We start from the raw sequence: 23,120 nt of genomic DNA, 5'->3' as shown, positions 1-23,120 counted from the left end.
GCGGCGTGCAGGGCCTCCTCGGCGATGCCGGAGGCGTAGGAGGCGCCGCCGCCGCCGTGGACGTGCAGGTCGACGAAGCCGGGGACGAGGGTGTGTCCGGTGAGGTCGAGGTCGCCGGGCTCGGGCTCGCCGCCGAGGCCGGCGATGGCGGTGCCCTCGACGGTGAGTCGGCCGCCCTCGACGACGCCGCCGGGCAGGACCAGCCGGGCGCCGGCCAGAGTGATGCGGTCCGCGGTCACGCGGTCACCTCCAAGGTGAGCAGATCCCAGGCGAGCAGGCCGGCGCCCAGGGACGCGGCGGTGTCTTTGAGCATGGCCGGTACGACCTTCGGGGGCATCTGGAAGGTCAGGCGCTCGGTGACCGCCGCGCGCAGCGGGGTGAGGAGGGTGTCGCCGGCCTCGGCCAGCCCGCCGCCGACGATCACCGTGGACGGGTCGAGCAGGCTCTGGGCGAGCACGATGCCGTCGGCGAGGGCGTCGACGGCGCGCTGCCAGACCGCGAGCGCGCGGGGGTCCCCGGCGTCCACCGCGGCGGCGCAGGATGCCGCGTCGGCGTCGGGGTCGCCGCAGGCCTCGGCCCAGGCGCGGGAGACGGCGGAGGCGGAGGCGAGCGTCTCCAGGCAGCCGCGGGCGCCGCAGCCGCACTGCGGTCCGCCGGGGCGGACCACGACGTGGCCGATCTCGCCGCCGTAGCCGTGCGCGCCGGCCTCGATCCGGCCGCCGATGCCGATGGCGCCGGCGATGCCGGTGCCCAGGGCGATGAACAGGAAGCGGTCGACACCGCGGCCGGCGCCGATCCGGCCCTCGGCGAGGCCGCCGGAGCGCACGTCGTGGCCGAGCGCGACGGGCATCGCGGAGCCGTCGGGGCCGGCCAGCCGCTCGCCCAGCAGGCTGCGCAGCGGGAGGTCCCGCCAACCGAGGTTGGCGGAGTAGACGGCGATGCCGTTCCTCTCGTCGATCGTGCCCGGGACGGCGACGCCGGCGGCGAGCGGGGCGACGCCGAAGCGGCTGCGCCCCTCGTCCGCGAGGTCGGCGGCGAAGTCGAGGATGGCGGCGACCACGGCGTCCGTGCCGTGCTCCCGCCCGGTCGGTCGGCGTGCTTCGAACAGCACGGAGCCGTCCTGGGCGAGCAGCGCGGCCTTCATGCCGGTGCCGCCTACATCGAGTGCGATGACGTGCTTCACGGAGGACAGTTTCCCCTGGCTGGTAGAAGAGGTCTAGTCCAGTTGTCGGATTGGTCTGGTCCAGAACGGGTGAGCTTTGTCGCAGCTGCGGGCGGTGTGCGGGGCTTTGCGCCGGGCGGCGCGCGGTCACCTCCTGTTGCGCATCGTGCAACGACCTCCGCACTTCGATAACTACTCGGCGGGCTCGGGGTAGTGGTGTGGACCACCGCCCGCTCGATTTGGCAGTGTTGCCGCCTCCCCCCTGCCGGATTCCCCCGTTCGGCCGCAGTCCTCCCCCCGAAGGCGGTACCCGCGTTGAACAGGCGCGCCCACGTTCCCACCCGTGTCCTCGGCACCGCGCTGGCCGGCGCGCTGGTGCTCACCGCGGTCAGCGCGTGCGGCGGGCAGGGCGACGGGACGGTCACCCTCAAGCTGGTCGCCGCCGACTACGGGGAGAACGCCGACACCGGCTCCAAGCGGTACTGGGACGAGGTCGCGCGCGGCTTCGAGGCGGCGAACCCCGGGATCAAGGTGGACGTCGAGGTCGACAGCTGGACCGACATCGGCAAGAAGGTCGACGACATGATCGCGGCCGGCAAGTCCCCCGACCTGCTGCAGACCGGCGGCTTCGCCGACCAGGTCGCCGCGGACCGGCTCTACCCGGCCGGCGACGTGCTCTCGATGGACACCCAGGCCAAGTTCCTGGACACCTTCTCGCACGCCGGCCAGGTGCTCGGCACCCAGTACGGCATCCCGTTCGTCTCGTCCTCCCGGGTGCTCTTCTACAACAAGGCGGTCTTCCGCCAGGCCGGCATCACCCAGCCGCCGGCCACCTGGAACGAGCTGCGCCAGGCCGCCGAGAAGATCAAGGCCAAGGTGCCGGGCGTGACCCCGTACGGGCTGCCGCTCGGACCGGAGGAGGCCCCGGCCGAGTCCATGCTGTGGACGCTCAGCGGCGGCGGCAGCCTCTCCGACGACGTCGGCAACTACACCATCGACAGCAACCAGAACCAGGCCACCTTCGGCTGGCTGAAGAGCAACCTGGTGGCCACCGGGCTGACCTACGCCGACCCGGGCAGGATGAACCGCACCCCGGTGTTCCAGGACTTCGCGGCGGGGAAGGTCGCGATGCTGAACGGGCACCCGACGCTGCTGCGGATGGCGACCGCCGGGAAGATCGACTTCGGCACCGCGCCGATCCCGAAGAAGGACGGCGTGACCAAGACCGGGAGCCTCGGCGTCGCGGACTGGATGATGGCGTTCAAGGCCAACGGGCACAAGAACGAGATCAAGAAGTTCCTGTCCTTCGCCTACACCCGCGAGTACCAGCTGAAGTTCGACGAGCAGTACAACCTGCTGCCGGTCACCCAGGACGCGTTCGCGCAGATGACCTCGGACCCGAAGCACGAGGACCTGAAGCAGTTCGCCGCCGGGCTCGGCAACGCCAGCTTCTACCCCTTCGGGGACCCGGCCTGGGGCGACGTCAGCAACCGGATCAAGGCCGGCATCGGGCAGGCCGTCACCGGGGACCCGAAGCAGGTGCTCACCGGCCTGCAGGACGCGGCGGTCAAGGAGGCGGCCCGGGTCCGCAAGTGAACCCGGGCCGGTGGGGGAACCGCCCCGCGGGCGCGGGTTCGAGGACGGGCCCTACGGGAGCGTGATGGCGTAGGCCTTCCGGAGGGTCTCGTGGACGGTCCAGGTGGTCCGGTCGCCCTCGCGCAGCACCGCGCAGTCGCCCGGGCCGACCTCCAGGGTCGGGCCGCCCTCGACCTCGATGGTGGCCCGGCCGCTGAGCACCACGAACATCTCGTCGGCCTCGACGTCGGTGACCACGCCCGGGGTGATCTGCCAGATGCCGCGCAGCTGGCGGCCGTCGGGGGACTCGGCGAGGACCCTCCCGGAGACCTCCGGGGAGCCGGAGACGATCTGCGCGGGGTCGAGCGGGTCGGGTTCGAGGTCGGCGGTGGGGATGTGCACGGCGAAGCTGGGCGTGGTCATGGTTCCGACGCTATCCGGGGTGCGGGGTGCGCGGAGGACGCAGAGTGTGTCGGGGTTCCGCGCGAGAATGACACTCCGTAGTGAGGGCGGAGGTGTCCTGGTGGGCGAGCTGAGTGAGCGGGACGTGGCGGTGCTGGCGCTGGAGGGGCGGCAGTGGCGCACGGCCGGGGCGAAGGAGCGGGCGATCCGGGAGGAGCTGGGGATCTCCTCCACCCGGTACTACCAGCTGTTGAACGCGATGCTGGACCGGCCGGAGGCCCTGGCGCACGCGCCGGTGCTGGTGAACCGGCTGCGGCGGATCCGCGAGGCCCGCCGGGCCGCGCGCTGAACCTTGCGGGCCGGGCCGGGCCGGGCCGGGCCGCGTCGCGCCGGTCGCGTCGCGCCGCTCGCGGTGGGTGCCGCCGGACGGGTTGGGTGGGAGTCGGGCAGCGGGGTATGGCTCGGGCATGGGCTTCGAAGAGACGTGGACGCCGGTCACTGCGGCCGGGCGGGACGGAGTGCGGGCGATCCTGGAGGCGCCCGGGGGCGCGGTGATCGCCCTGGACTTCGACGGGACCTTGGCGCCGATCGTGCCGGACCCGGACCGGGCCAGGGCGCATCCCGGCGTGGTGGCCGCCCTGCGGGCCCTGGGCCCGCAGGTGCGGGCCGTGGTGGTGGTGACCGGCCGCCCGGCCGCCCTGGCGGTGGAGTACGGGGGCCTGGCCGGGCTCCCCGGGGTGGTGGTGCTCGGGCACTACGGCGCCGAGCGCTGGGAGGACGGCGAGGTGAGCGCGCCGCCGGTGCACCCCGGGGTGGTGCGGGCCAGGGCGGCGCTGCCCGGACTGCTGGCGGAGACGGGGGCGCCCGACGGGACGTGGGTGGAGGACAAGGGGCGCTCGCTGGCGGTGCACACCCGGCGCACGGACGCGCCCGAGGAGGCGCTGGAGCTGCTGCGCGGGCCGGTCGGCGAGCTCGCGGCGGGGCTCGGGCTGGTGGTGGAGCCCGGGCGGCTGGTGCTGGAGCTGCGGCCGCCCGGGGTCGACAAGGGGGCGGCGCTGACCGGCTTCCTGCGTGAGCGCGCGGCGCGGTCGGTGCTGTACGCGGGCGACGACCTCGGGGACGTGGCGGCCTTCGCGGCGGTGGAGGAGCTGCGCGGCGAGGGTCTGGCGGGCCTGCTGGTGTGCAGCGGCGCGGTGGGGGACGCGCCGGTGCGCGAACTCGCCGACCGGGCGGACCTGGTGGTCCCGGGCCCGGCCGGCGTGGTGGAGCTGCTCGAAGGGTTGGCCCTGGCGCTCACGGCGCACTGAGCCGGTCGCTCACGGCGCGTCGAGCCGGTCGCTCACAGCGCGCTGAGCTGGTCCAGGAACCACTGCTGCGGGGGGAGTGCGGTGGCCGCCGCCGCGAGGCGCTTGGTGCGGTCGGCGCGCTCCTCCTCCGCCATGGTGAGGCCCGCGTGCAGGGCGTCCGCGGTGGCGATGACGTCGTAGGGGTTCACCGTCAGGGCGTCCTCGGCGAGCTCGGCGTGCGCGCCGGCCTCGCGGGAGAGCACCAGGGCGCAGCCGTGGTCGGAGACCACCGGGACCTCCTTGGCGACCAGGTTCATGCCGTCCCGGATCGGGTTGACCAGGGCGACGTCGGCGAGCCGGTAGGCGGCCAGGGAGCGCGGGAAGTCGTCGTCGACGTGCAGGATCAGCGGCTTCCAGGTGTCGGTGGCGAACTCGGCGTCGATCTCCCCGGCGAGCCGCCGGACCTCGGCGGTGTAGGCCCGGTACTCGGCGAGGTCGGTGCGGGACGGGTAGGCGAAGGCGATGTGCACCACCCGGTCGTGCCACTCGGGGCGGGTCCGCAGCAGGTGCCGGTAGGCCTGGAGGCCGCGGACGATGTTCTTGCTCAGCTCGGTGCGGTCGACCCGGACGATGGTGCGGCGCCCGCCGACGGCCTCCCGCAGGACGGCCAGGCGCTCGTCCACGTCGGGGCGGTGGGCGCGCTCGCGCAGGAAGTCGGCGTCGGCGCCCAGCGCGTGGACGCCGAGCCGGGTGGTGCGGGTCTCCCCGGCCGAGGGCCCGGTGAGGGTGACGGTGAGGGCCTCGCGGTCGACGACGGCGCCCAGCAGCTCCTCGCAGCAGTCGGCGAAGGCGAGCGCCCAGCGCCGGGTGAGGAAGCCGGCCCGGTCGGCGCCCAGGATGCCGGTCAGGACGGCCCGGGCGACGTCGTCGGGCAGCAGCCGGTAGTAGTCCGGCGGCGCCCAGGGGGTGTGCGAGAAGTGGCCGATCCGCAGGTCGGGGCGGGCGGCGCGGAGCAGGGCCGGGGTCAGCGACAGGTGGTAGTCCTGGACGAGGACGGCGGCGCCGGGGGCCGCCTCGGCGGCGAGGGCCTCGGCGAAGGCGGTGTTGTACGCCGTGTAGGCGGCCCACTCGGTGCGGAAGTCCGCGTCGAAGGAGGGGGCGGTCGGGGTCGCGTACAGCAGGTGGTGGACGAACCAGAGGGTGGAGTTGGCGACGCCGTTGTAGGCGCGGGCGAAGGTGTCCGGGTCGATGTCGAGCATCCGGACGGCCTGTCCGCCGACGTCGTGCCCGGCGCGGTCGAGGCGGCCGTCCGGGGCCTCGGCGGCTGCTCTGCGGTCGGCCGCGCCGAGGGCGGCGCAGACCCAGACGGCGTTCGGGTCGTCGATGGCGGAGAGGCCGGAGACCAGGCCCCCGCCACCGCGCCGGAGGGTCAGCGTGCCGTCGTCAGCGGTTCCGAACGACACCGGTCCCCGGTTGGAGGCCACCAGGACGGGGGCGGTGCCGGTCGCGCTCGAACGTTCGGTCGTGAGATCGCCCATGGTTGGTACGTTGCCGTGGCCCCGGGGTGGCAAACCCCTCAGTGCCGGGTCGCGTACTCGGGCACGGTGTGCATCGGGGGGCGCTCGACGGCCGTCACCGGGTGGGTGTGGGCGGTGAACTCCCGGGTCCGCGGGTCCCGGGTGAACTGGGTCAGCAGCGGGTGGACCAGGTCGGCGGAGGCCTTCAGCCGGTGGGTGCGGTCGAGCCGTTCCAGGGCGGTGCGGTAGATGGTGGCGGCCATCCGGCCCAGCGCCTGGCCGTCCTGGTGCCGGTGGTGCCGGACCCCGACGTCCACCTGGGCGAGGGCGTCCAGTCCGACCGCCTCCAGTGCGTCCACCAGGAGTCCGAGCTCGACGCCGTAGCCGGTCGGGAACGGGAGCCGTTCGAGCAGCGAGCGGCGCGCGGCGTACTCGCCGCCCAGCGGCTGGACGAAACCGGCGAGTTCCGGCCAGTGCAGGTTCAGCAGCGGGCGGGCGACCAGTTCGGTGACCCGGCCGCCGCCGGACGGCACGACGGCGCCGCCGCCCGTGGCCGAGCCGTCGAGCGACACCTCCAGCGGGCGGTCGTACATGGCCTTGACCAGCTGGATGTCCGGTTCGGTGAGCAGCGGGCCGAGGATGCCGGAGACGAAGGCCGGGTCGAACTCGCGCAGGTCGGCGTCGACGAAGCAGACGATGTCGCCGCGGGTCACCAACAGTGAGCGCCAGAGCACCTCGCCCTTGCCGGGGACGGCCGGGATCCGCGGCAGGACGGCGTCGCGGTGCACCACCCGGGCGCCCGCCCCCGCCGCGACGGCGGCGGTGGCGTCGGTGGAGCCGGAGTCGACCACGACGAGCTCGTCGACCAGCGGGACGCGCTCCATCAGCTCGCGCCGGACGGTCCGGACGATGTCGCCGACGGTGGCCTCCTCGTCCAGGGCGGGGAGCACCACGCTGACCGTGTGACCGGTGCGGCGCTTGGCCTCCAGCAGGGTGCGCACCGGCCGGTCGGCCGCGCTCCACGAGCGGCGGCGCAGCCAGGACGCCGCCTGCGGGAGGAGCGCGGGGATCGGTTCGGCGGGCACGTGACTCTCCTCGGCGGGATCGGGTGGGACGCGTCATCTCGCGTGGCGGACGGTCCCGTTCGGCGTTGACGCCTTCGGATACAGTCTTCGTACAGCGGTCGGACCTTTGCACGCCGGGGTCACCGTTGAGCGCCACCACAATTTCACAAGCTCATCCAGAGGGACTGAGGGAACGGCCCGTTGACGTCCCGGCAACCTTCTCGCTCGGCTGTCGTCGTACAGGCCCCGGCGGGACAGGTGCCAATTCCGGCCTGTGGCGCGACCGCGCCACGGGGAAGATGAGGAGAGAGGCCTCGCCATCATGGCTATCGACACCGTCGCACCCGCATCCGTGGACCTCGGCCCCGCCGCCGCCCTGTCCTGTCGGGAGTGCGGCACCCGCTTCCCGCTCGGTCCGAGCTTCGCCTGCCTGGAGTGCTTCGGCCCGCTGGAGATCGCCTACGAGTTCGGCGGCGAGCGGGCCGAGGAGCTGCGCAAGCGGATCGAGGCCGGCCCCACCTCGATCTGGCGCTACGCCCCGCTGCTGCCGGTGCCGGCCGACGTCGCCTCGAAGCCCAACCTGAACCCCGGCTGGACCCCGCTGGTGAAGGCGGACAACCTGGGCCGCGAGCTCGGCTTCACCGCCCCGCTGCACGTCAAGGACGACTCGGGCAACCCCACCCACTCCTTCAAGGACCGGGTGGTGGCCTGCGCCATCGAGGCCGCCCGGGCCTTCGGCTACACCACGCTGTCCTGCTCGTCGACCGGCAACCTGGCCGGTGCGGTGGGTGCGGCGGCGGCCCGGGCCGGGTTCCGGTCCTGCGTGTTCATCCCGCACGACCTGGAGCAGGGCAAGGTCGTCATGGCCGGGGTGTACGGCGGCGAGCTGGTCGGCATCGAGGGCAACTACGACGACGTGAACCGCTTCTGCTCGGAGCTGATCGGCGACCCGGCCGGTGAGGGCTGGGGCTTCGTCAACGTCAACCTGCGCCCCTACTACGGGGAGGGTTCCAAGACGCTGGCGTACGAGATCTGCGAGCAGCTCGGCTGGCGGCTGCCGGAGCAGATCGTCATCCCGATCGCCTCGGGCTCCCAGCTGACCAAGATCGACAAGGGTCTGCAGGAGCTGATCAGGCTCGGCCTGGTCGAGGACCGGCCGTACAAGGTCTTCGGTGCCCAGGCGGCGGGCTGCTCGCCGGTGTCGGCCGCGTTCAAGGCCGGCCAGGACGTGATCCGGCCGGTCAAGCCGGACACCATCGCCAAGTCGCTGGCGATCGGCAACCCGGCGGACGGCCCGTACGTGCTGGACATCGCCCGGCGCACCGGCGGCGCCGTCGAGGACGTCACCGACGCCGAGGTGGTGGACGCCATCCGGCTGCTGGCCCGGACCGAGGGCATCTTCGCCGAGACCGCGGGCGGGGTCACCGTCGGCGTGCTGAAGAAGCTGGTGGAGACCGGCCAGCTCGACCCGGCCAAGGAGACCGTCGCGATCAACACCGGCGACGGCCTGAAGACCCTGGACGCCGTCGCCGGGGCCGGCATGACCGCCGTCATCCGCCCGACCCTGGCGTCCTTCCGCGACGCCGGCCTCGCGTCCGCCTGAACCACCCCCACCCGCTGGGCCGCACCCCCGCTAGGAGAGCCATGAGCGTCAACGTCCGCATCCCCACCATCCTGCGCACCTACACCGGCGGCGCCGCCGAGGTGAGCGCCGAGGGCGCCACCCTCGGCGAGGTCATCGCCGACCTGGAGAAGAACCACGCGGGCATCTCCGCCCGCATCCTGGACGACACCGGCAAGCTGCGCCGCTTCGTCAACGTCTACGTGAACGACGACGACGTGCGCTTCGCCGACGGCCTGGCGACGGAGGTCGCGGACGGGGCCGGCGTCTCGATCATCCCGGCGGTGGCCGGCGGCTGCTGAGCCGCACCCGCCCGGGCCGGCCGCCCGCGCGCACGGAATTCCGCTCTCCGTGCGCGTGGGCGGCCGTGCGCATTTCGGCGGGAATATATCCCGGTGGAGTCGGAGTAGAGTGTGGCTCGGCTGGGAAAAGGGATTCTCTTCATCCTCCCCCGCGATTCGCCGGACCGCCGTCCGGCCGTTGAGACCCGCTGGGCCCCGGCGCTGCGAAACATGTCAGGCCGATGTCAGAATTCGCGCGGTGATCTGTAGTAATTCGTCCGCTATGTCCGGCGTCAAATGCCGAGTTCATTCCGATTCCGCCCGCAGTGTCCCCTGGTGCGCACCCGGAATTCCCCGCAGTTGACCCTGTTGCAGAGGGCGTCGATCCGGATACATTCAGCGGCGGTCGACGTAGTCAGCCGCTCACAGGATGCCGTCAGGCGCCCCGGCGGAGGATTGCGGCGTGCACGGCTGCGCCCAGGGGGGGTTCCCCGGGCCGGCCTCCAAACCAGACCCGGGCCCGCGACCTGCGGGCGCGTGAAGGGCCAGCACAGCACTAGGGGAGTTCGGAATGGCTCAGGGCACCGTCAAGTGGTTCAACGCGGAGAAGGGCTACGGCTTCATCGCGGTCGACGGTGGTGCGGACGTCTTCGTCCACTACAGCGCGATCCAGATGGACGGCTACCGCACCCTCGAGGAGGGCCAGCGGGTCGAGTTCGAGATCTCCCAGGGACAGAAGGGCCCGCAGGCGGACATGGTCCGCTCGGTCTGACCTCTTCGGCTCCAGGAGCTCGGCGCGGCCCACGGCTGGTGACCACTCGCTTCTCGGCGGGCCCGTACGACACGCGTCGTGCGGGCCCGTCGGCGTTCCCGGGCGGGGAGTTGCGGGGGCCCCCGGGATCGCGCCGGACGGCTCGCGGGATCGCGATTGGGCTTGCACTCGACCACCCGGAGTGCTAATCATTGGCGTTAGCACTCACAGCGTGAGAGTGACAGCGGACCGGGTCGGTGAGGCCCCCGGGAGCGGTAGGGGAAAAGACCCCCGCACACCAGGGCCGTCCGTCGCGGGCACCCCTTGGTCCGAGCAGTCGACCGTGTCCCGGAGGACCACTTCTGATGGCCAAGATCATCGCCTTTGATGAGGAAGCTCGCCGCGGCCTTGAGCGTGGCATGAACCAGCTCGCCGACGCAGTGAAGGTCACGCTCGGCCCCAAGGGCCGCAACGTCGTGCTGGAGAAGAAGTGGGGCGCCCCCACGATCACCAACGACGGTGTCTCCATCGCCAAGGAGATCGAGCTCGAGGACCCGTACGAGAAGATCGGCGCGGAGCTCGTCAAGGAGGTCGCCAAGAAGACCGACGACGTCGCGGGTGACGGCACCACCACCGCCACCGTGCTCGCCCAGGCCCTGGTTCGCGAGGGTCTGCGCAACGTCGCCGCCGGCGCCAACCCGATGGCCCTGAAGCGCGGCATCGAGAAGGCCGTCGCCGCCGTCTCCGACCAGCTGCTGGCCCAGGCCAAGGACGTGGAGACCAAGGAGCAGATCGCCTCCACCGCCTCCATCTCGGCCGCCGACACCCAGATCGGCGAGCTGATCGCCGAGGCCATGGACAAGGTCGGCAAGGAAGGCGTCATCACCGTCGAGGAGAGCAACACCTTCGGTCTGGAGCTCGAGCTCACCGAGGGCATGCGCTTCGACAAGGGCTACATCTCCGCCTACTTCGCGACCGACCTGGAGCGCATGGAGGCGACCTTCGAGGACCCGTACATCCTCATCGCCAACTCCAAGATCGGCTCGGTCAAGGACCTGCTGCCGCTGCTGGAGAAGGTCATGCAGAGCGGCAAGCCGCTCGTCATCATCGCCGAGGACGTCGAGGGCGAGGCCCTGTCGACCCTGGTCGTGAACAAGATCCGCGGCACCTTCAAGTCCGTCGCCGTCAAGGCCCCGGGCTTCGGCGACCGCCGCAAGGCCATGCTCGGCGACATCGCCATCCTCACCGGTGGCACCGTGATCTCCGAGGAGGTCGGCCTCAAGCTGGAGAACGCCGGCATCGACCTGCTGGGCACCGCCCGCAAGGTGGTCATCACCAAGGACGAGACCACCATCGTCGACGGTGGCGGCGACAGCGAGCAGGTCGCGGGCCGCGTGAACCAGATCCGCGCCGAGATCGAGAACAGCGACTCGGACTACGACCGCGAGAAGCTCCAGGAGCGCCTCGCCAAGCTGGCCGGCGGCGTGGCCGTCATCAAGGCCGGCGCGGCCACCGAGGTGGAGCTCAAGGAGCGCAAGCACCGCATCGAGGACGCCGTCCGCAACGCCAAGGCCGCCGTCGAGGAGGGCATCGTCGCCGGTGGTGGCGTCGCGCTGCTGCAGGCCGGTGTCGCCTTCGACAAGCTGGAGCTGGACGGCGACGAGGCCACCGGTGCCAACATCGTCAAGGTCGCGCTCGAGGCCCCGATCAAGCAGATCGCGACCAACGCCGGCCTCGAGGGCGGCGTCGTGGTGGAGAAGGTGCGCAACCTCCCCGCCGGTCACGGCCTGAACGCCGCCACCAACGAGTACGTCGACCTGGTCGCCGCGGGCATCATCGACCCGGCCAAGGTCACCCGCTCCGCGCTGCAGAACGCCGCCTCCATCGCGGCGCTGTTCCTCACCACCGAGGCCGTCATCGCCGACAAGCCGGAGAAGGCCGCCGCGGCCGCCGGCGGCGGCATGCCGGGCGGTGACATGGACTTCTGATCCTGATCTCCTGAGATCGGATCGGTCGAATCCCGATCGTGTGGGCGGTCCCCTTCGGGGGGCCGCCCACACGGCGTTCCAGCGGCGCACTACCGGAGAATGGACAGATGGCTTCCGACGACATCGAGACCGCCCTGCACAACGCGCGGGCCCTGATCCTGGCCGACCTCACCGCGCGGGACGTGGCGGACGCCGCCGTCGTCTCCCTGGTGGAACAGGCCGTGACCCACCGCCGCTGGTGGCTCGAGCAGTGGCCGGACGGCACCGAGTACGTGCTCGGGCTGGTCGCCCAGGACGTCCAGGACGCGCTGCTGGAGGCCTACGGCCGCTGGCCGCTGTGCGCCGACTGCGCCGCCGACGGCGACCCGCACGCGCTCAGCGTGGAGCCCGAGCTGGGGCCGGAGCCGCACTGGGTGTGCGGCAAGCACGGTGCGGTGGTCGCGCCGGTCGGGGGACTCGCCTAGGGCGTGTCTTTCGGATCACGCCAGGCGGTCGCCGCCGGGGCACGCACTCCCCCAGCCTTCGGCCGGGGGTACCCCCACGCCGGCTTCTCGTCAGTCGCCGATGCTCCGCATGGACTCCCTCCTCGGCGCCGCCGATGCACGCACCCCAACGACGCCCGCTGATCCGACGTGATCCGAAAGACACGCCCTGGGGCGTGTCTTGTCGGACACGCCGTGGCCGGGTGCCGTTCTCAGGCCCCGCCGGACGCCAGCCGGTCCAGTTCGGCCGCCAGGTTGGCGCGGGCCGGGGCGTCGAAGCGGGCCAGGGCGGCCGGGGTGCGGTAGAGCGCGGGCAGCGCGAGGAGCCGGCGCAGGACGTCCGCCCGGCCGGCGCGGAAGTCGGGCTCCGGGACGAAGGCGTACTCCTCCCGGACGGCGGCCGCGTACGCGGCGTACGCCCCGGGGCTGCCGCCGAGCACGGCGAGGTCCGCGTCGCAGAGCACCTCGCCGTCGCGGTCGCCCGGCTCGGGGCGGTGCGTGACGGTGAGCAGGACCAGCCGTTCGACCTCGGCCACCCGCGCGGCGGGCAGGCCGGCGGCGGTGAGCGCGCGGACCGCCAGGGCGGCGCTGCGCTCCTCGTTCTCGGAGCGGTCGGGCCGGTAGACGGCGTCGTGGAACCAGGCCGCGAGCCGGACGGCGTCCGGGTCGGCGGCGTGCCCGGCGAGCTCGTTGACGTGCCGCAGCACGGCCCGCAGGTGCTCGGGGGTGTGGTAGCGGCGCTGCGGTTCGGCCCAGCGGCGCAGCAGCTCCCGGCCGTACGGCTCGGGGTCCTCGGTGGCGGCACAGCGGTGCAGCAGCGCGGTCCAGTCGGCGAGCAGGGCGTCCGCGCGGTCGTCGGTGTGGTCCCCGGCGCGTTCCTCGGTGATGGGCATGGGGGCCATTCTCGCGGTGCCGTCGCACTGGACCGATAGGTAGATCGACGATATATGTAGTCACATGACTGAACGCTCGATGCAGGAGCCCACGCTGCTGCTGCTCACCGCACTCGCCGACGCCCCCAGACACGGCTACGCGCTCATCCAGGAGATCGCCGCCATCTCGGGCGGCCGGGTCACGATGCGCACCGGCACGCTCTACGGCGCGCTCGACCGCCTGCTGCAGCAGGGGCTCATCGAGGTCGCGGCCGAGGAGGTGGTGGACGGCCGGGCCCGGCGCAGCTACGCCCTGACCGCCGCCGGTCGGACCGCGCTCGCCACCGAGGCCGAGCGGCTGCGGGCGGTGGCCACCGAGGCGGAGCGCCGGCTCTCGGCGGTCCGCTCGATGCTGCAGGGGAAGCCGGCGGAGTCGCCGGGGAGGTCCACGAAGAGGGGGCGTTTCGCATGACCACACCGATCCTGGGGGCGCCCTCGGCGGCGCTGCGGGCCGCGCTGCAGCTCTACCCGGCGCACTACCGCCGGGAGCGCGGCGAGGAGATGGCCGCGGTCTTCGCCGACACCACGGCGGAGGCCGGCCGCTCCGCCGTCGCCCGCGAGGTGTTCGACCTCGCGCTGTACGGACTGCGGGTGCGGCTCGGGCTGACCGGCTCCTCGGTGCTGGGGCGGGTGCTCGCGCTGGCCGCGCCGATGGTCGCCGGCGCGCTGGCCGGGGCCGGGCTGGTGCCGTGGGTGCTCGACCCGGACCGGGCCGCCTGGAAGCTGACCTGGGACCACTCGTACGGCACCTACGCCCAGACGATCGCGCCTCCGGTGGTCGCGCTGCTGCTCGCGGTGGCGGCGCTGCTGGGGCGCTGGACGGCGGTGCGGGTCATCGCGGTGGTGCAGGCCGTCATGGGGCTGGGCGTCCTGGCGCAGGCGCTCGTCCGGCCGGCGTTCGACCTCTGGTGGGCCGGGTACGTCGGGATGGCGACCCTGCCGGCCGCGGTGGCCGCGGTGCTGCTGCTGGCGGCGCCGACCGCGCTGCTGCCCGCACCCGACTGGCGCACCCGGGGCGTGGTGCTGGCCTCGGTGGCCGGGGGAGGGCTGCTGGTCGCGCTGCAGCGCTGGGACGACACGAACTTCCCGCTGGACGTCCAGTGGTTCGTGCTGCTGCTGCTCGTGCCGCTGCTGCTGACGTTCACCGTGCTGCGCGGCCGGGTGGTGCCGGCCGCGATCGGGGTCGCGGTGCTGTCGCTGACCACCTTCGCGGGCCTGTTCAACATCTGGCGCGAGGGCCGCGGGATCTCGCAGGTGCTGCCGGTCGTGGCGCCGGCGGCGGGCCTGCTGGTGCTGGTGGCGGTGGCCGTGCGTGCGGCCGGCCGTGGTGGTGGCCGGGGCGCCGGCCCCGGTGACGGCGAGGGTGGCGGCGTGGGTGGTGGCGACGGGGTCGAGGAGCGGCCCGGCCTGGCGTGACCACCGGGGGCCGGGCGGCCCCTTGAGGGGGCGCCCCGGTCCCGTCGCAGGGAGGGCGCCCGGGTCTCGCCGGGGGCCGGGCGATGTGGCAGGCTGTCCGGCATGTCTAGACCAATTTTCGAAGTCATCGCGCTGACGCCCCAGGACGCCCAGGCCGCCGAGTCGGGCGGCGCCGACCGCCTCGAACTGGTCACCGACATGGCCGCGGACGGGCTCACCCCGTCCGTCGAGGACTTCGCCCGGATCCGGGCCGCGGTCGGCATCCCGCTGCGGGTCATGCTCCGGATCAGGGACGGCTTCGCCCCGGGCGACCTCGACGCGCTGGCCGCCCGGGCCGCCGCACTGCGCGCCGAGGGAGCCGAGGAGTTCGTCTTCGGCTTCCTCGACGCCGACGGCACCGTCGACCGGGCTGCCACCGAGGCCGTCGCGGAGGCCGTCGCCGGTTGCCGCTGGACCTTCCACCGGGCGATCGACCACAGCGCCGACCGGGCCGCCCTGCGGGCCGCCGTCGGCTCGCTGCCCGGACTGGACACCTTCCTGACCTCCGGCGCGGCCGCCGGGGTGGACGCCGGGCGGGAGGTGCTGCGGGCCGAAGCCGCCCGGGCCGGCGAGCCCGGGTACGGGCAGCGGATCCTGATCGGCGGCGGCCTGCGCGCCGAGCACCTCAAGGGCCTGCGGGCCGAGGGCTTCGACGCCTTCCACGTCGGCGGCGCGGTACGGGTCGCCGGCTGGGACACGCCGGTCGACGCCGCCAAGGTGGCCGAGTGGCGGGCGCTGATCGACGCCTGAGCGGGCACCGGGGTCGGCCCCGGCGGGGCCGACCCCGCCCCGTCAGCGCAGCTGCTCGGGCAGCGGCTCGCTGTGCAGCACCGTCAGGCCGGAGACGGCACGGGTCAGCGCCACGTACAGCCGGCGCAGTCCGGTCCGCTCGTCCGGCTCGCCGGCGACCACCGCGGCCGGTTCGTCCAGCACCACGTAGTCGTACTCCAGACCCTTGGCGAGCGAGGCCGGCACGAGGGTCAGCCGGGCCTGCTCGCTGGTCTCCTCACCGGGGGAGAGGTGCGGCAGCCCGGCCGCGGTCAGCGCCTCGGCCAGCCGCGGGATCCGGGCGTCGGCGGCGATCAGCCCGGTCGAGCCCTCGTGCTCCAGCGCCTCCCGGCAGGCCGCGAGCACGGCCTCCGTCGAGCCGTCCTCCTCGACGCGGCGCACCACGAGGGAGCCCGGAGCCTCGCGGACGGAGGACGCCGGGGCCAGCCCCGGGGCGATCGCCGGGAGCAGCCGCGAGGCGTACGCGATGACCTCCTCGGGCACCCGGAAGCCCTTGGTCAGCTCCTCGACGTGGGCGTCCGGCTTGCCCAGGTGGCGCAGCGCGTCCGGCCAGCTCGCCGTCGCCCACGGGGTGGTGCCCTGGGCGAGGTCGCCGAGGACGGTCGCCGAGCCGGTGGTGCAGCGGCGGCCGACCGCGCGGTACTGCATCGGGGAGAGGTCCTGCGCCTCGTCCAGCACCACGTGGCCGAGCGAGGGCGTGCGCTGCACCAGGTCCGTCGCCTCGTCGACCAGGACGGCGTCGGCCGGCGTCCAGCGGGCGGTCCGCACCGAGCGGCCCGGCTTGGGCCAGAGCACCGCCAGCTGCTCCTCGGGGGTCAGCAGGCCCTCCGCGCACTCGGCCAGGAACGCCGGCTCGGAGAGGAGCCGCAGCACCAGCTTGGCCGGGTCGACCGCCGGCCAGCACTCCTTCACCACCGCCTTGACCGCGGCGTTGCGGGCCACCGCGTCCTGCACCCGGTCGTCCGGCGCCTCGCCGCCCTGCTCCATCTTCAGCAGCACCGCGTGCGCGATCCGCTGCGGCAGGGCGTCCCTGGCGGCGCCGTAGCGGATCTCGCGGCCCTTCAACTCCTCGATGATCTCAACGAGTTCGTACGCCGGGACGCGCCAGCGGCGGGAGCCGCGGACCACCACGCAGGGCTCGGTGGGCAGCGTGATCCCGGCCCGCACCGCCCGGCGCAGCACCTCGGCCAGCCGCGCGTCGCCCTTGAGCCGGGCCGCCTCCGGGGTGTCCTCGCCCCGGACCTCGACGTGCCCGACCAGCTGCTGCACGGTGGCCTGGGCGACGTCCAGCTCGCCCAGCGCCGGCAGCACCTGCTCGATGTAGGAGAGGAACGCGTTGTTCGGCCCGATCACCAGCGTGCCGGTGCGGGCCAGCCGCTCGCGGTGCGCGTACAGCAGGAACGCGACGCGGTGCAGGCCGACGGCCGTCTTCCCGGTGCCCGGGGCGCCCTGGACGCAGATGGTGCCCGTGACGTCCGAGCGGACGATCTCGTCCTGCTCCGGCTGGATGGTGGCCACGATGTCGCGCATCGGGCCCACGCGGGGCTTCTCGATCTCGGCCGCGAGCAGGGCGGAGGCCGTGTCCGTCTCGGCCGGGTCGCTCAGGTGCTCGTCCTCGTACGCGGTGAGCTCGCCGCCGGTGTAGCCGAAGCGGCGGCGGCGCTCGACGTCCAGGGGCTCCGTGCGGCTGGCCCGGTAGAACGGCTGGGAGACCGGCGCGCGCCAGTCGATCACCATCGGGTCGCCGTCGGCGTCGTGGACGTGCCGGCGGCCGATGTAGAAGCTCTCCCCGCCGCCGCCCTCGCTCAGCTCCTCGCTGATCGCGTGCAGGTAGTCCAGGCGGCCGAAGAACAGCGGGGTGTGCGCGAGGTCGGCCAGGGCGGCGATCCGGGCCTCGATCTGGTTCTGGAGGACGACGGCGGACACCCAGGTGCCGGTCACGTCGCGCAGGTCCAGTGCCTGGACGTCCTCGCGCATCGCGCGCAGCGCGGACCGGGACGCGGCCAGGTGGTCGCGTTCGCGCTGGAGGGGGTCGGTGGTGGGGGTGGCGGGCACGGCGAACCTTCCCGGCTGGCCCCGGACGGGCACAGCGGATCGATGGAGCTCACGGTGGGGACAGCCGACCGTCCCTCCTGCCCGGCGACGGGCAGGAGGGGCCCTTCGTCCGGTCGGCGCCTCCCCCGGCTGCCTGCGCGACTTCAGCAGGTACCACGGTTCGGGAGGGGGCAGACGGACGATCTTAGACCCGCGCGCCCCGGGGTTCCAGCCCCGCAGGTCCCGGGGGTCCCAGGGGCCCCGGACCGGCGGTACCCGGGGGGGCGACCCCGCCGGGTCTCAGGGGTCCGCCCCCGCAGGTCTCGGGGGCGGCCGTACACCCGCAGGACGACCCGTGACCCGGCGGATGCGGCCTTTGGAGTGATGACCTCGGCCGTTCGGGTGCCTACCGTGGAACACATGAGCACAGCGAACCGAACCCCCGCCTCCCCCGCCGGCGCGACCGCCGTCCCCGGCCGGCACCGCAACCCGCTGGCCACCGCCGTCCGCAACCTCGGCATCGCCCTGGACACCGCCGCGCGCGTGGTCTTCCTCGGGCGCGACGGTGTCCGTTACTGAGTCCCGCGGGCCCCGAGGGGCCCCGACTACAGCACGTCGTCCGCGTCGATGATGCGGTACGCGTAGCCCTGCTCGGCCAGGAAGCGCTGCCGGTGGGCCGCGAAGTCCTGGTCCACGGTGTCCCGGGCGACCACCGAGTAGAAGTGCGCCGCGTGGCCGTCCGCCTTGGGGCGCAGCACCCGGCCCAGCCGCTGGGCCTCCTCCTGGCGGGAGCCGAACGTCCCGGAGACCTGGATGGCCACCGTGGCCTCCGGCAGGTCGATCGAGAAGTTGGCGACCTTGGAGACCACCAGCACGCCGATCTCCTTGTTGCGGAACGCGTCGAACAGCTTCTCGCGCTGGGCGTTGCTGGTCTCGCCCTTGATCACCGGCGCGTCCAGGACCTCGCCGAGCTCGTCCAGCTGGTCGATGTACTGGCCGATGATCAGCGTCTGGTCCTTCTCGTGCTTCTTCACCAGCGCCTCCACCACCCGGCGCTTGGTCGCCGTGGTGGCGCAGAAGCGGTACCGCTCCTCGGGCTCGGCGGTCGCGTAGGCCAGCCGCTCCGAGTCGGTCAGGGTGACCCGCACCTCGCAGCAGTCGGCGGGCGCGATGTAGCCCTGCGCCTCGATCTCCTTCCACGGCGCGTCGAAGCGCTTGGGGCCGATCAGGCTGAACACGTCGCCCTCGCGGCCGTCCTCGCGCACCAGCGTCGCGGTCAGGCCGAGCCTGCGGCGGGCCTGCAGGTCGGCGGTGAACTTGAACACCGGCGCCGGCAGCAGGTGCACCTCGTCGTAGACCACCAGGCCCCAGTTGCGGGCGTCGAACAGCTCCAGGTGCGCGTAGACGCCCTTCCGCTTGGTCGTCATCACCTGGTACGTGGCGATGGTGACCGGGCGGATCTCCTTCCGCGTGCCGCTGTACTCGCCGATCTCGTCCTCGGTGAGCGAGGTGCGCTTGACCAGCTCGTGCTTCCACTGCCGGGCCGACACCGTGTTGGTCACCAGGATCAGCGTGGTCGACTTGGCGTGCGCCATCGCGGCCGCGCCGACCAGCGTCTTGCCGGCGCCGCAGGGCAGCACCACGACGCCCGAACCGCCGTGCCAGAAGCCCTCGACGGCCTGCGCCTGGTACGGGCGCAGCTGCCAGCCGTCCTCGTCCAGGTCGATCGGGTGCGCCTCACCGTCCACGTAGCCGGCGAAGTCCTCGGCGGGCCAGCCGAGTTTGAGCAGCACCTGCTTGATCTGGCCGCGCTCGGACGGGTGCACCACCACGGTGTCCGGGTCCACCCGGGCCCCCACCAGCGGGGCGATCTTCTTCGAGCGCAGCACCTCCTCCAGCACCGGCCGGTCGGTGGTGGCGAGCACCAGCCCGTGCGTCGGGTGCTTGAGCAGCTGGAGCCGCCCGTACCGCCCCATCGTGTCGGCCACGTCCACCAGCAGCGCGTGCGGCACCGGGTAGCGCGAGTACGTCACCAGGGCGTCCACCACCTGCTCGGCGTCGTGCCCCGCCGCGCGGGCGTTCCACAGCCCGAGCGGCGTCACCCGGTAGGTGTGCACGTGCTCGGGCGCGCGCTCCAGCTCGGCGAACGGCGCGATCGCACGGCGGCAGTCGGCGGCCCTGGGGTGGTCGATCTCCAGGAGAAGAGTTTTGTCGCTCTGGACGATGAGCGGTCCGTCGTTCACGCGGGGGTGCCCTCCACTGGCTGACAGGCTGGACTGACGCAGACCCTCCAGTGTCGCGCATTCCGCGCGGAACGGGGACGGGCTACTTCCACTCGTACAGCACGGACCGGCCCGCGCCGGTGGGGTCGTTCTCGAACTCGAAGACGCCGACGAGGTCGTTGAGGCGCTGGAAGGTGTCGGCGCCGCTCTCGAAGTAGATGCTGCCGCGCCACCTGACGGCGCCGCCCTCGGTGAAGTGGCCGATGCCGTTGCCGTGCCAGCTGTAGGTCTCGCCCTTCTCGGTCATGCCGACGCCCTGGCCCTCGCCGAACAGCGAGCCGTCCGGCCGCAGTTCCGACTCGTAGGTGACGAACTCCCGGACCGGGACGCCCAGCAGCTGTCCCGTGCCGGTCATCGAGACCTCGACGGCGGGGCCGCCGACGGTCGCCAGGACGCGCCGGCCGGTCTCGGTGGTGGTCAACTCCGCTATCTGCTCGCCGAGCATGATGCCTCCTCTCGCCATCCCCCGGTTCCAGCCTGCGCCGGGTGTGCGCGGTGGGCAATCGCGCCGGGTGACCCGCCCGCGCATCGCTCGTTGAGCCGGTCATGAACAAGTCGAAGCGTGTCCTCACCGCCCTCGCCCTGATGGGCTCAGCCCTCGCGGCCACCGCCTCCTCCGCCGGCTCCGCGCACGCCCTCGCGGGGATCGGGGAGGGGCCCGGCGGGCCGTTGGCGGCGCCCGGCTTCCTGCTCGCGGACGTGGTCAGCGGCGGGGAGCTGCCGGTCGGGCAGGGGCAGATCGGCACCCTGGCGGACCAGGCCGTCAAGGAGAAGGTGAAGGAGGCGAAGGGGCACTAGGGCGTGTCTTTCGGATCACGCCAGGCGATCGCCGCCGGGGCACGCACCTCGCCGGCTTCTCGTCAGTCGCCGATGCTCCGCATGGACTCCCTCCTCGGCGCCGCCGATGCACGCACCCCAACGACGCCCGCTGATCCGACGTGATCCGAAAGACACGCCCTAGCGTGGGGCGCCCGCCGGGCCTACTCGTCCAGCTCGGCGACGCCGGTGATGCGGTGGAGGGCGAAGGTGCGGAGCTCGTCGGCGTGGTGGTCGAAGGCGGTGACGAAGCCGCCCTCGACCTTGACCGGGTCGATGATGCGCTGGCTCGCGATGCCCTCGGCGTTGAGGTAGCCGATCCACATCCGCTCGCCGAGCAGGACGGCGGTCTGCAGGGCGGCCAGCGTCTCGGCGGCGGCGGTGCGCGGCAGCTGGCGCGGGTCGGGGGCGGGTTCGCGACGGTTGGCGGTGGCGGCCCGGTCGCCGGCCCGGACGGCCTTGATGGCGGCGGCGAGCAGCACGTCGTCCGGGGTGGGCGGGCCGTCCGGGACGGGGGTCGGGGCGGCGCGCGGCGGCGTGCGGTGGCTGTCCGGGCGGGTGATCAGGACGTCTCCCTCCGCGGACTCGGCGGCCGGGGCGTAGCCCATCGTCCGCAGTGCGGCGAGCAGGACGTCCGGGGCGGCCTGGGCGGCCAGGACGGTGGGCGCGAGCAGCCGCAGGCGCAGGTCGGCGGAGCGGCGGTCGGCGAGGACCTCGTTCAGCAGGGACGGGTCGTCGCAGCGCAGGTAGGACGAGGCGGCGCCGACGCGCAGGACGCCGTGCCGGCGGGCGACGTCGTCGATCAGGTAGCCGAGCGGCTGCGGGACGGGCGTGCGGCTGTGCTGCTCCAGGAAGGCCCGCAGGTCGGCGGCGGTGCGGCCGGCGTCCAGGGCGCGGCGCACCGAGACCGGGGTGAACCGGTAGACGGTGGCGCCGCCCTTGGACTCGATGTCGGCGCAGAGGGCGAGCGCCTGCGCGAGCGGGGTCAGCAGCGGGCCGGGGGCGATCGCGGTGAGGTCCGGCTGGAGGATCACGTGGTCGAGCGGGCGCGGCAGCAGCGGGGCGAGCACCTCGGCCGGGTCGGACTCGGCCGTGAGCAGCGCACGGGCCGGGGCGGCGAGCGCGCCGCGGCCGGTGATGCCGAGGAGTTCGGCCTCGGCGAGGGTCCAGGTGGTGAGGTCCTCGCGCAGCTCGTGGCCGTCCGGGCCGGTCGGTCCGCCGCGCAGCGGCCGCTGCCAGCGCAGGGTGGGCAGCAGGTCGGCCGCGGTGGCGGGGGTGCCGGGCGGGAGTTCGGCGAGCAGGGCGAGGGCGGCGCGGCGGACGGAGGGGGCGAGCGTGCGGTCGAGTTCGGGGCCGAGCGCGGCCCGGGGCTTGCCCTTGCCGTCGGGGGTGCCGGTCAGGGCGGGGACGCGGGTGGCGGCGAGCCAGGCTCCGGCGAGCAGGGACCAGCGCTCGGCGGTGTCCTGCTGGAGCCAGGTGTCGTAGGCCGGGGTCGGGGCCCAGCGTTCGTCGGCGTCGCCGTCGGGGGCCAGCAGCCCGGCGGTGTAGGCGAGTTCGAGCCAGAAGGCGGCCTGCTGCTCGGTGGTCTCCAGGGTCTGGGCGGTCCGCTTGAGGTCGCGGACGCCGAGGCCGCCGGCGCGCAGGGTGGGCGGCGGGGTGAGGCCCCAGCCGTCGAGCAGCTCCTCGACGGTTCTGACGGCGGTGTGGGCCTGGCCGGCGGCGGCGTTGTCCACAGCCTGTGGATCGCGCGCGGGGGCGGCCGGCGCGGGCTCGGGCTGGACCGGTTCGACGGTGCGGTGGGTGCGGCCGCCGCGCAGGTGCAGGGCCAGCTCGCGCGGCAGCACCACGCTGCCGGGGCCGCTGGGCAGCAGCAGGCCGCGGGCCAGCAGCCATTCGACCGGGCTCTGGGCGTCCGCCGCGGTGACCGGGCGGGTGGCGTCCGGGACGGTGCCGGTCGGCGGGCCCCAGACCAGCCGTTCCAGCAGCCGCAGTGCGGGTTCGGGGGCGGTCTCCAGCAGCGCCGAGCAGCGGGCCCGGTCGCTCAGCAGCGCGGTGAGCGCGGCGACGGCGGTGACCGGGTCCGGCGTGGCGGGCTGCCCGGCGGAGGCGAGCAACTGCTGCAGCCGGGCCGGGGACATGCCGATCGTGGCGTCGGCGAGGGTCGGGCCGAGGCCGGTGCGGCCGGGGTTGGCGGCGGTCGGGGCGAGCGCCTCGCGCACCGCGAGGACCAGCCGCAGGCCGTTGTCCGGGCCCCAGAGCAGGGCCCGGTCGCGCAGGGTGGCGACCGCCCGGGGCAGGGCGGCGGCCACCGCGGACCGGTCGGCGGGGGTCAGCGGGGTCGCGCCGGGGTGCGGCCGGACCTTCGCCGGGCCGGTCAGCAGGGTGCGCACGGCGGCCAGGCCGGTGCCGTCCGGTGCGGTGGCCAGGGCCTCGGCGACCTGCAGGGTGAAGCGGTCCAGGCGCTCCAGGGCGCGCAGGGCCGAGGCCCGGGAGGAGAGCCGGGCGGACAGCTGGGTGAGGTCGCCGGGGACGGGGTTGAGCAGGTCGGGGCGGGAGCGGAGCAGGGTGGCGAGCGCGTCGTCGGGGCGGGCGCGCAGCTCCTCGGCGAGGGTGCGGGGGCCGGCGGCGGACCGCCCCTGGCGTTGAGGTCCCTGCTGTGTGGTCATTCGACCTAGGTTAGTCG

Annotated in this window: 22 protein-coding genes, 1 pseudogene and 1 riboswitch; of the genes and pseudogenes, 13 read left to right on the top strand and 10 right to left on the bottom strand. The window is 73.9% G+C overall.

The features are described 5' to 3' along the window. A pseudogene (locus AB0N04_RS24190) lies at positions 1 to 239 on the bottom strand (N-acetylglucosamine-6-phosphate deacetylase); the annotation flags it as partial. Further along, positions 236 to 1,183, bottom strand: coding sequence for an ROK family protein (locus AB0N04_RS24185; RefSeq protein WP_360222952.1), 948 nt, complete (start codon positions 1,181 to 1,183; stop codon positions 236 to 238). The gene AB0N04_RS24185 and the pseudogene AB0N04_RS24190, both read right to left, overlap by 4 nt. A gap of 294 nt (positions 1,184 to 1,477) precedes the next feature. On the opposite strand from AB0N04_RS24185, the gene AB0N04_RS24180 reads away from it, so the two are divergent. Beyond that, positions 1,478 to 2,758 (top strand): extracellular solute-binding protein, encoded by a 1,281-nt coding sequence (locus tag AB0N04_RS24180; RefSeq protein WP_360222949.1) that lies wholly within the window; start codon positions 1,478 to 1,480, stop codon positions 2,756 to 2,758. 51 nt (positions 2,759 to 2,809) lie between these two features. Here the strand turns inward: AB0N04_RS24180 and AB0N04_RS24175 are convergent, their stop codons facing one another. Then, the gene (locus tag AB0N04_RS24175; protein ID WP_360222946.1) at positions 2,810 to 3,160 is read right to left on the bottom strand and encodes a cupin domain-containing protein; all 351 of its coding nucleotides are present in this window, start codon (positions 3,158 to 3,160) and stop codon (positions 2,810 to 2,812) included. Between the two features lie 67 nt (positions 3,161 to 3,227). On the opposite strand from AB0N04_RS24175, the gene AB0N04_RS24170 reads away from it, so the two are divergent. After that, positions 3,228 to 3,488 (top strand): DUF3263 domain-containing protein, encoded by a 261-nt coding sequence (locus AB0N04_RS24170; RefSeq protein WP_360222943.1) that lies wholly within the window; start codon positions 3,228 to 3,230, stop codon positions 3,486 to 3,488. A gap of 118 nt (positions 3,489 to 3,606) precedes the next feature. Further along, positions 3,607 to 4,446, top strand: coding sequence for a trehalose-phosphatase (gene otsB / locus AB0N04_RS24165; protein WP_360222940.1), 840 nt, complete (start codon positions 3,607 to 3,609; stop codon positions 4,444 to 4,446). A 32-nt stretch (positions 4,447 to 4,478) separates the two neighbouring features. On the opposite strand, the gene AB0N04_RS24160 is transcribed toward otsB, so the two are convergent. Together AB0N04_RS24160 and AB0N04_RS24155 are read right to left on the bottom strand one after the other, a co-directional pair. Next, positions 4,479 to 5,963, bottom strand: a complete 1,485-nt coding sequence (locus AB0N04_RS24160) for a trehalose-6-phosphate synthase (RefSeq protein ID WP_360222937.1) — start codon at positions 5,961 to 5,963, stop codon at positions 4,479 to 4,481. 38 nt (positions 5,964 to 6,001) lie between these two features. Beyond that, the gene (locus AB0N04_RS24155) at positions 6,002 to 7,027 is read right to left on the bottom strand and encodes a glucosyl-3-phosphoglycerate synthase (protein ID WP_360222934.1); all 1,026 of its coding nucleotides are present in this window, start codon (positions 7,025 to 7,027) and stop codon (positions 6,002 to 6,004) included. A gap of 148 nt (positions 7,028 to 7,175) precedes the next feature. After that, positions 7,176 to 7,312, top strand: a riboswitch (SAM riboswitch). Positions 7,313 to 7,328: 16 nt separating this feature from the next. On the opposite strand from AB0N04_RS24155, the gene thrC reads away from it, so the two are divergent. The 5 genes from thrC to AB0N04_RS24130 all read left to right on the top strand — a co-directional run bounded on the left by thrC (position 7,329) and on the right by AB0N04_RS24130 (position 12,111). Next, the gene (thrC, locus tag AB0N04_RS24150; RefSeq protein WP_360222931.1) at positions 7,329 to 8,609 is read left to right on the top strand and encodes a threonine synthase; all 1,281 of its coding nucleotides are present in this window, start codon (positions 7,329 to 7,331) and stop codon (positions 8,607 to 8,609) included. 41 nt (positions 8,610 to 8,650) lie between these two features. Continuing rightward, positions 8,651 to 8,929, top strand: a complete 279-nt coding sequence (locus AB0N04_RS24145) for a MoaD/ThiS family protein (RefSeq protein WP_360222928.1) — start codon at positions 8,651 to 8,653, stop codon at positions 8,927 to 8,929. A gap of 550 nt (positions 8,930 to 9,479) precedes the next feature. Then, positions 9,480 to 9,680 carry a cold-shock protein gene (locus AB0N04_RS24140; protein WP_360222925.1) on the top strand — a complete coding sequence of 67 codons (201 nt, stop codon included), beginning with the start codon at positions 9,480 to 9,482 and terminating at the stop codon, positions 9,678 to 9,680. A gap of 344 nt (positions 9,681 to 10,024) precedes the next feature. After that, entirely contained in the window at positions 10,025 to 11,647 is a 1,623-nt protein-coding gene (groL, locus tag AB0N04_RS24135; RefSeq protein ID WP_045692318.1) for a chaperonin GroEL, read from the top strand. Positions 11,648 to 11,754: 107 nt separating this feature from the next. Beyond that, positions 11,755 to 12,111 carry a hypothetical protein gene (locus tag AB0N04_RS24130; protein WP_360222922.1) on the top strand — a complete coding sequence of 119 codons (357 nt, stop codon included), beginning with the start codon at positions 11,755 to 11,757 and terminating at the stop codon, positions 12,109 to 12,111. Positions 12,112 to 12,341: 230 nt separating this feature from the next. Here AB0N04_RS24130 and AB0N04_RS24125 read toward each other — a convergent pair whose 3' ends face one another. Further along, positions 12,342 to 13,022, bottom strand: coding sequence for a hypothetical protein (locus tag AB0N04_RS24125; RefSeq protein ID WP_360212650.1), 681 nt, complete (start codon positions 13,020 to 13,022; stop codon positions 12,342 to 12,344). Positions 13,023 to 13,086: 64 nt separating this feature from the next. Here AB0N04_RS24125 and AB0N04_RS24120 point away from each other — a divergent pair, with 64 nt between their 5' ends. From AB0N04_RS24120 to AB0N04_RS24110, 3 genes are all read left to right on the top strand, one after another. Further along, complete coding sequence (locus AB0N04_RS24120) at positions 13,087 to 13,473, top strand: PadR family transcriptional regulator (protein ID WP_360212648.1); 387 nt, start codon at positions 13,087 to 13,089, stop codon at positions 13,471 to 13,473. Further along, complete coding sequence (locus tag AB0N04_RS24115; RefSeq protein ID WP_360212646.1) at positions 13,470 to 14,477, top strand: hypothetical protein; 1,008 nt, start codon at positions 13,470 to 13,472, stop codon at positions 14,475 to 14,477. Before AB0N04_RS24120 ends, AB0N04_RS24115 begins: the two co-directional genes overlap by 4 nt. A gap of 102 nt (positions 14,478 to 14,579) precedes the next feature. Next, a complete protein-coding gene (locus AB0N04_RS24110) occupies positions 14,580 to 15,266 on the top strand; it encodes a copper homeostasis protein CutC (RefSeq protein ID WP_360212644.1) in 687 nt (228 codons plus the stop codon). A gap of 42 nt (positions 15,267 to 15,308) precedes the next feature. Here the strand turns inward: AB0N04_RS24110 and AB0N04_RS24105 are convergent, their stop codons facing one another. Then, a complete protein-coding gene (locus AB0N04_RS24105) occupies positions 15,309 to 17,360 on the bottom strand; it encodes an ATP-binding domain-containing protein (protein ID WP_360212642.1) in 2,052 nt (683 codons plus the stop codon). A 399-nt stretch (positions 17,361 to 17,759) separates the two neighbouring features. Here AB0N04_RS24105 and AB0N04_RS24100 point away from each other — a divergent pair, with 399 nt between their 5' ends. Then, a complete protein-coding gene (locus AB0N04_RS24100) occupies positions 17,760 to 17,918 on the top strand; it encodes a hypothetical protein (RefSeq protein WP_360212640.1) in 159 nt (52 codons plus the stop codon). Positions 17,919 to 17,944: 26 nt separating this feature from the next. Here the strand turns inward: AB0N04_RS24100 and AB0N04_RS24095 are convergent, their stop codons facing one another. Both AB0N04_RS24095 and AB0N04_RS24090 read right to left on the bottom strand, forming a co-directional pair. Then, the gene (locus AB0N04_RS24095) at positions 17,945 to 19,582 is read right to left on the bottom strand and encodes a DNA repair helicase XPB (protein WP_360212638.1); all 1,638 of its coding nucleotides are present in this window, start codon (positions 19,580 to 19,582) and stop codon (positions 17,945 to 17,947) included. 82 nt (positions 19,583 to 19,664) lie between these two features. After that, on the bottom strand, positions 19,665 to 20,066 hold the full coding sequence (locus AB0N04_RS24090; RefSeq protein WP_360212636.1) for a hypothetical protein: 402 nt from the start codon (positions 20,064 to 20,066) through the stop codon (positions 19,665 to 19,667). Positions 20,067 to 20,167: 101 nt separating this feature from the next. Here AB0N04_RS24090 and AB0N04_RS24085 point away from each other — a divergent pair, with 101 nt between their 5' ends. Next, positions 20,168 to 20,419: a hypothetical protein gene (locus tag AB0N04_RS24085; protein ID WP_360212634.1), complete on the top strand. Its 252-nt coding sequence runs from the start codon at positions 20,168 to 20,170 to the stop codon at positions 20,417 to 20,419. A 182-nt stretch (positions 20,420 to 20,601) separates the two neighbouring features. Here the strand turns inward: AB0N04_RS24085 and AB0N04_RS24080 are convergent, their stop codons facing one another. Then, the gene (locus tag AB0N04_RS24080) at positions 20,602 to 23,103 is read right to left on the bottom strand and encodes a helicase C-terminal domain-containing protein (protein WP_360212632.1); all 2,502 of its coding nucleotides are present in this window, start codon (positions 23,101 to 23,103) and stop codon (positions 20,602 to 20,604) included. Between the last annotated feature and the right edge of the window lie 17 nt (positions 23,104 to 23,120).

The organism is Kitasatospora sp. NPDC051702, assembly GCF_040681575.1.
Taxonomy (GTDB): domain Bacteria; phylum Actinomycetota; class Actinomycetes; order Streptomycetales; family Streptomycetaceae; genus Kitasatospora.
Note: the sequence above shows the minus strand (reverse complement) of the source record. Positions and strands in the feature narration are given on the sequence as shown.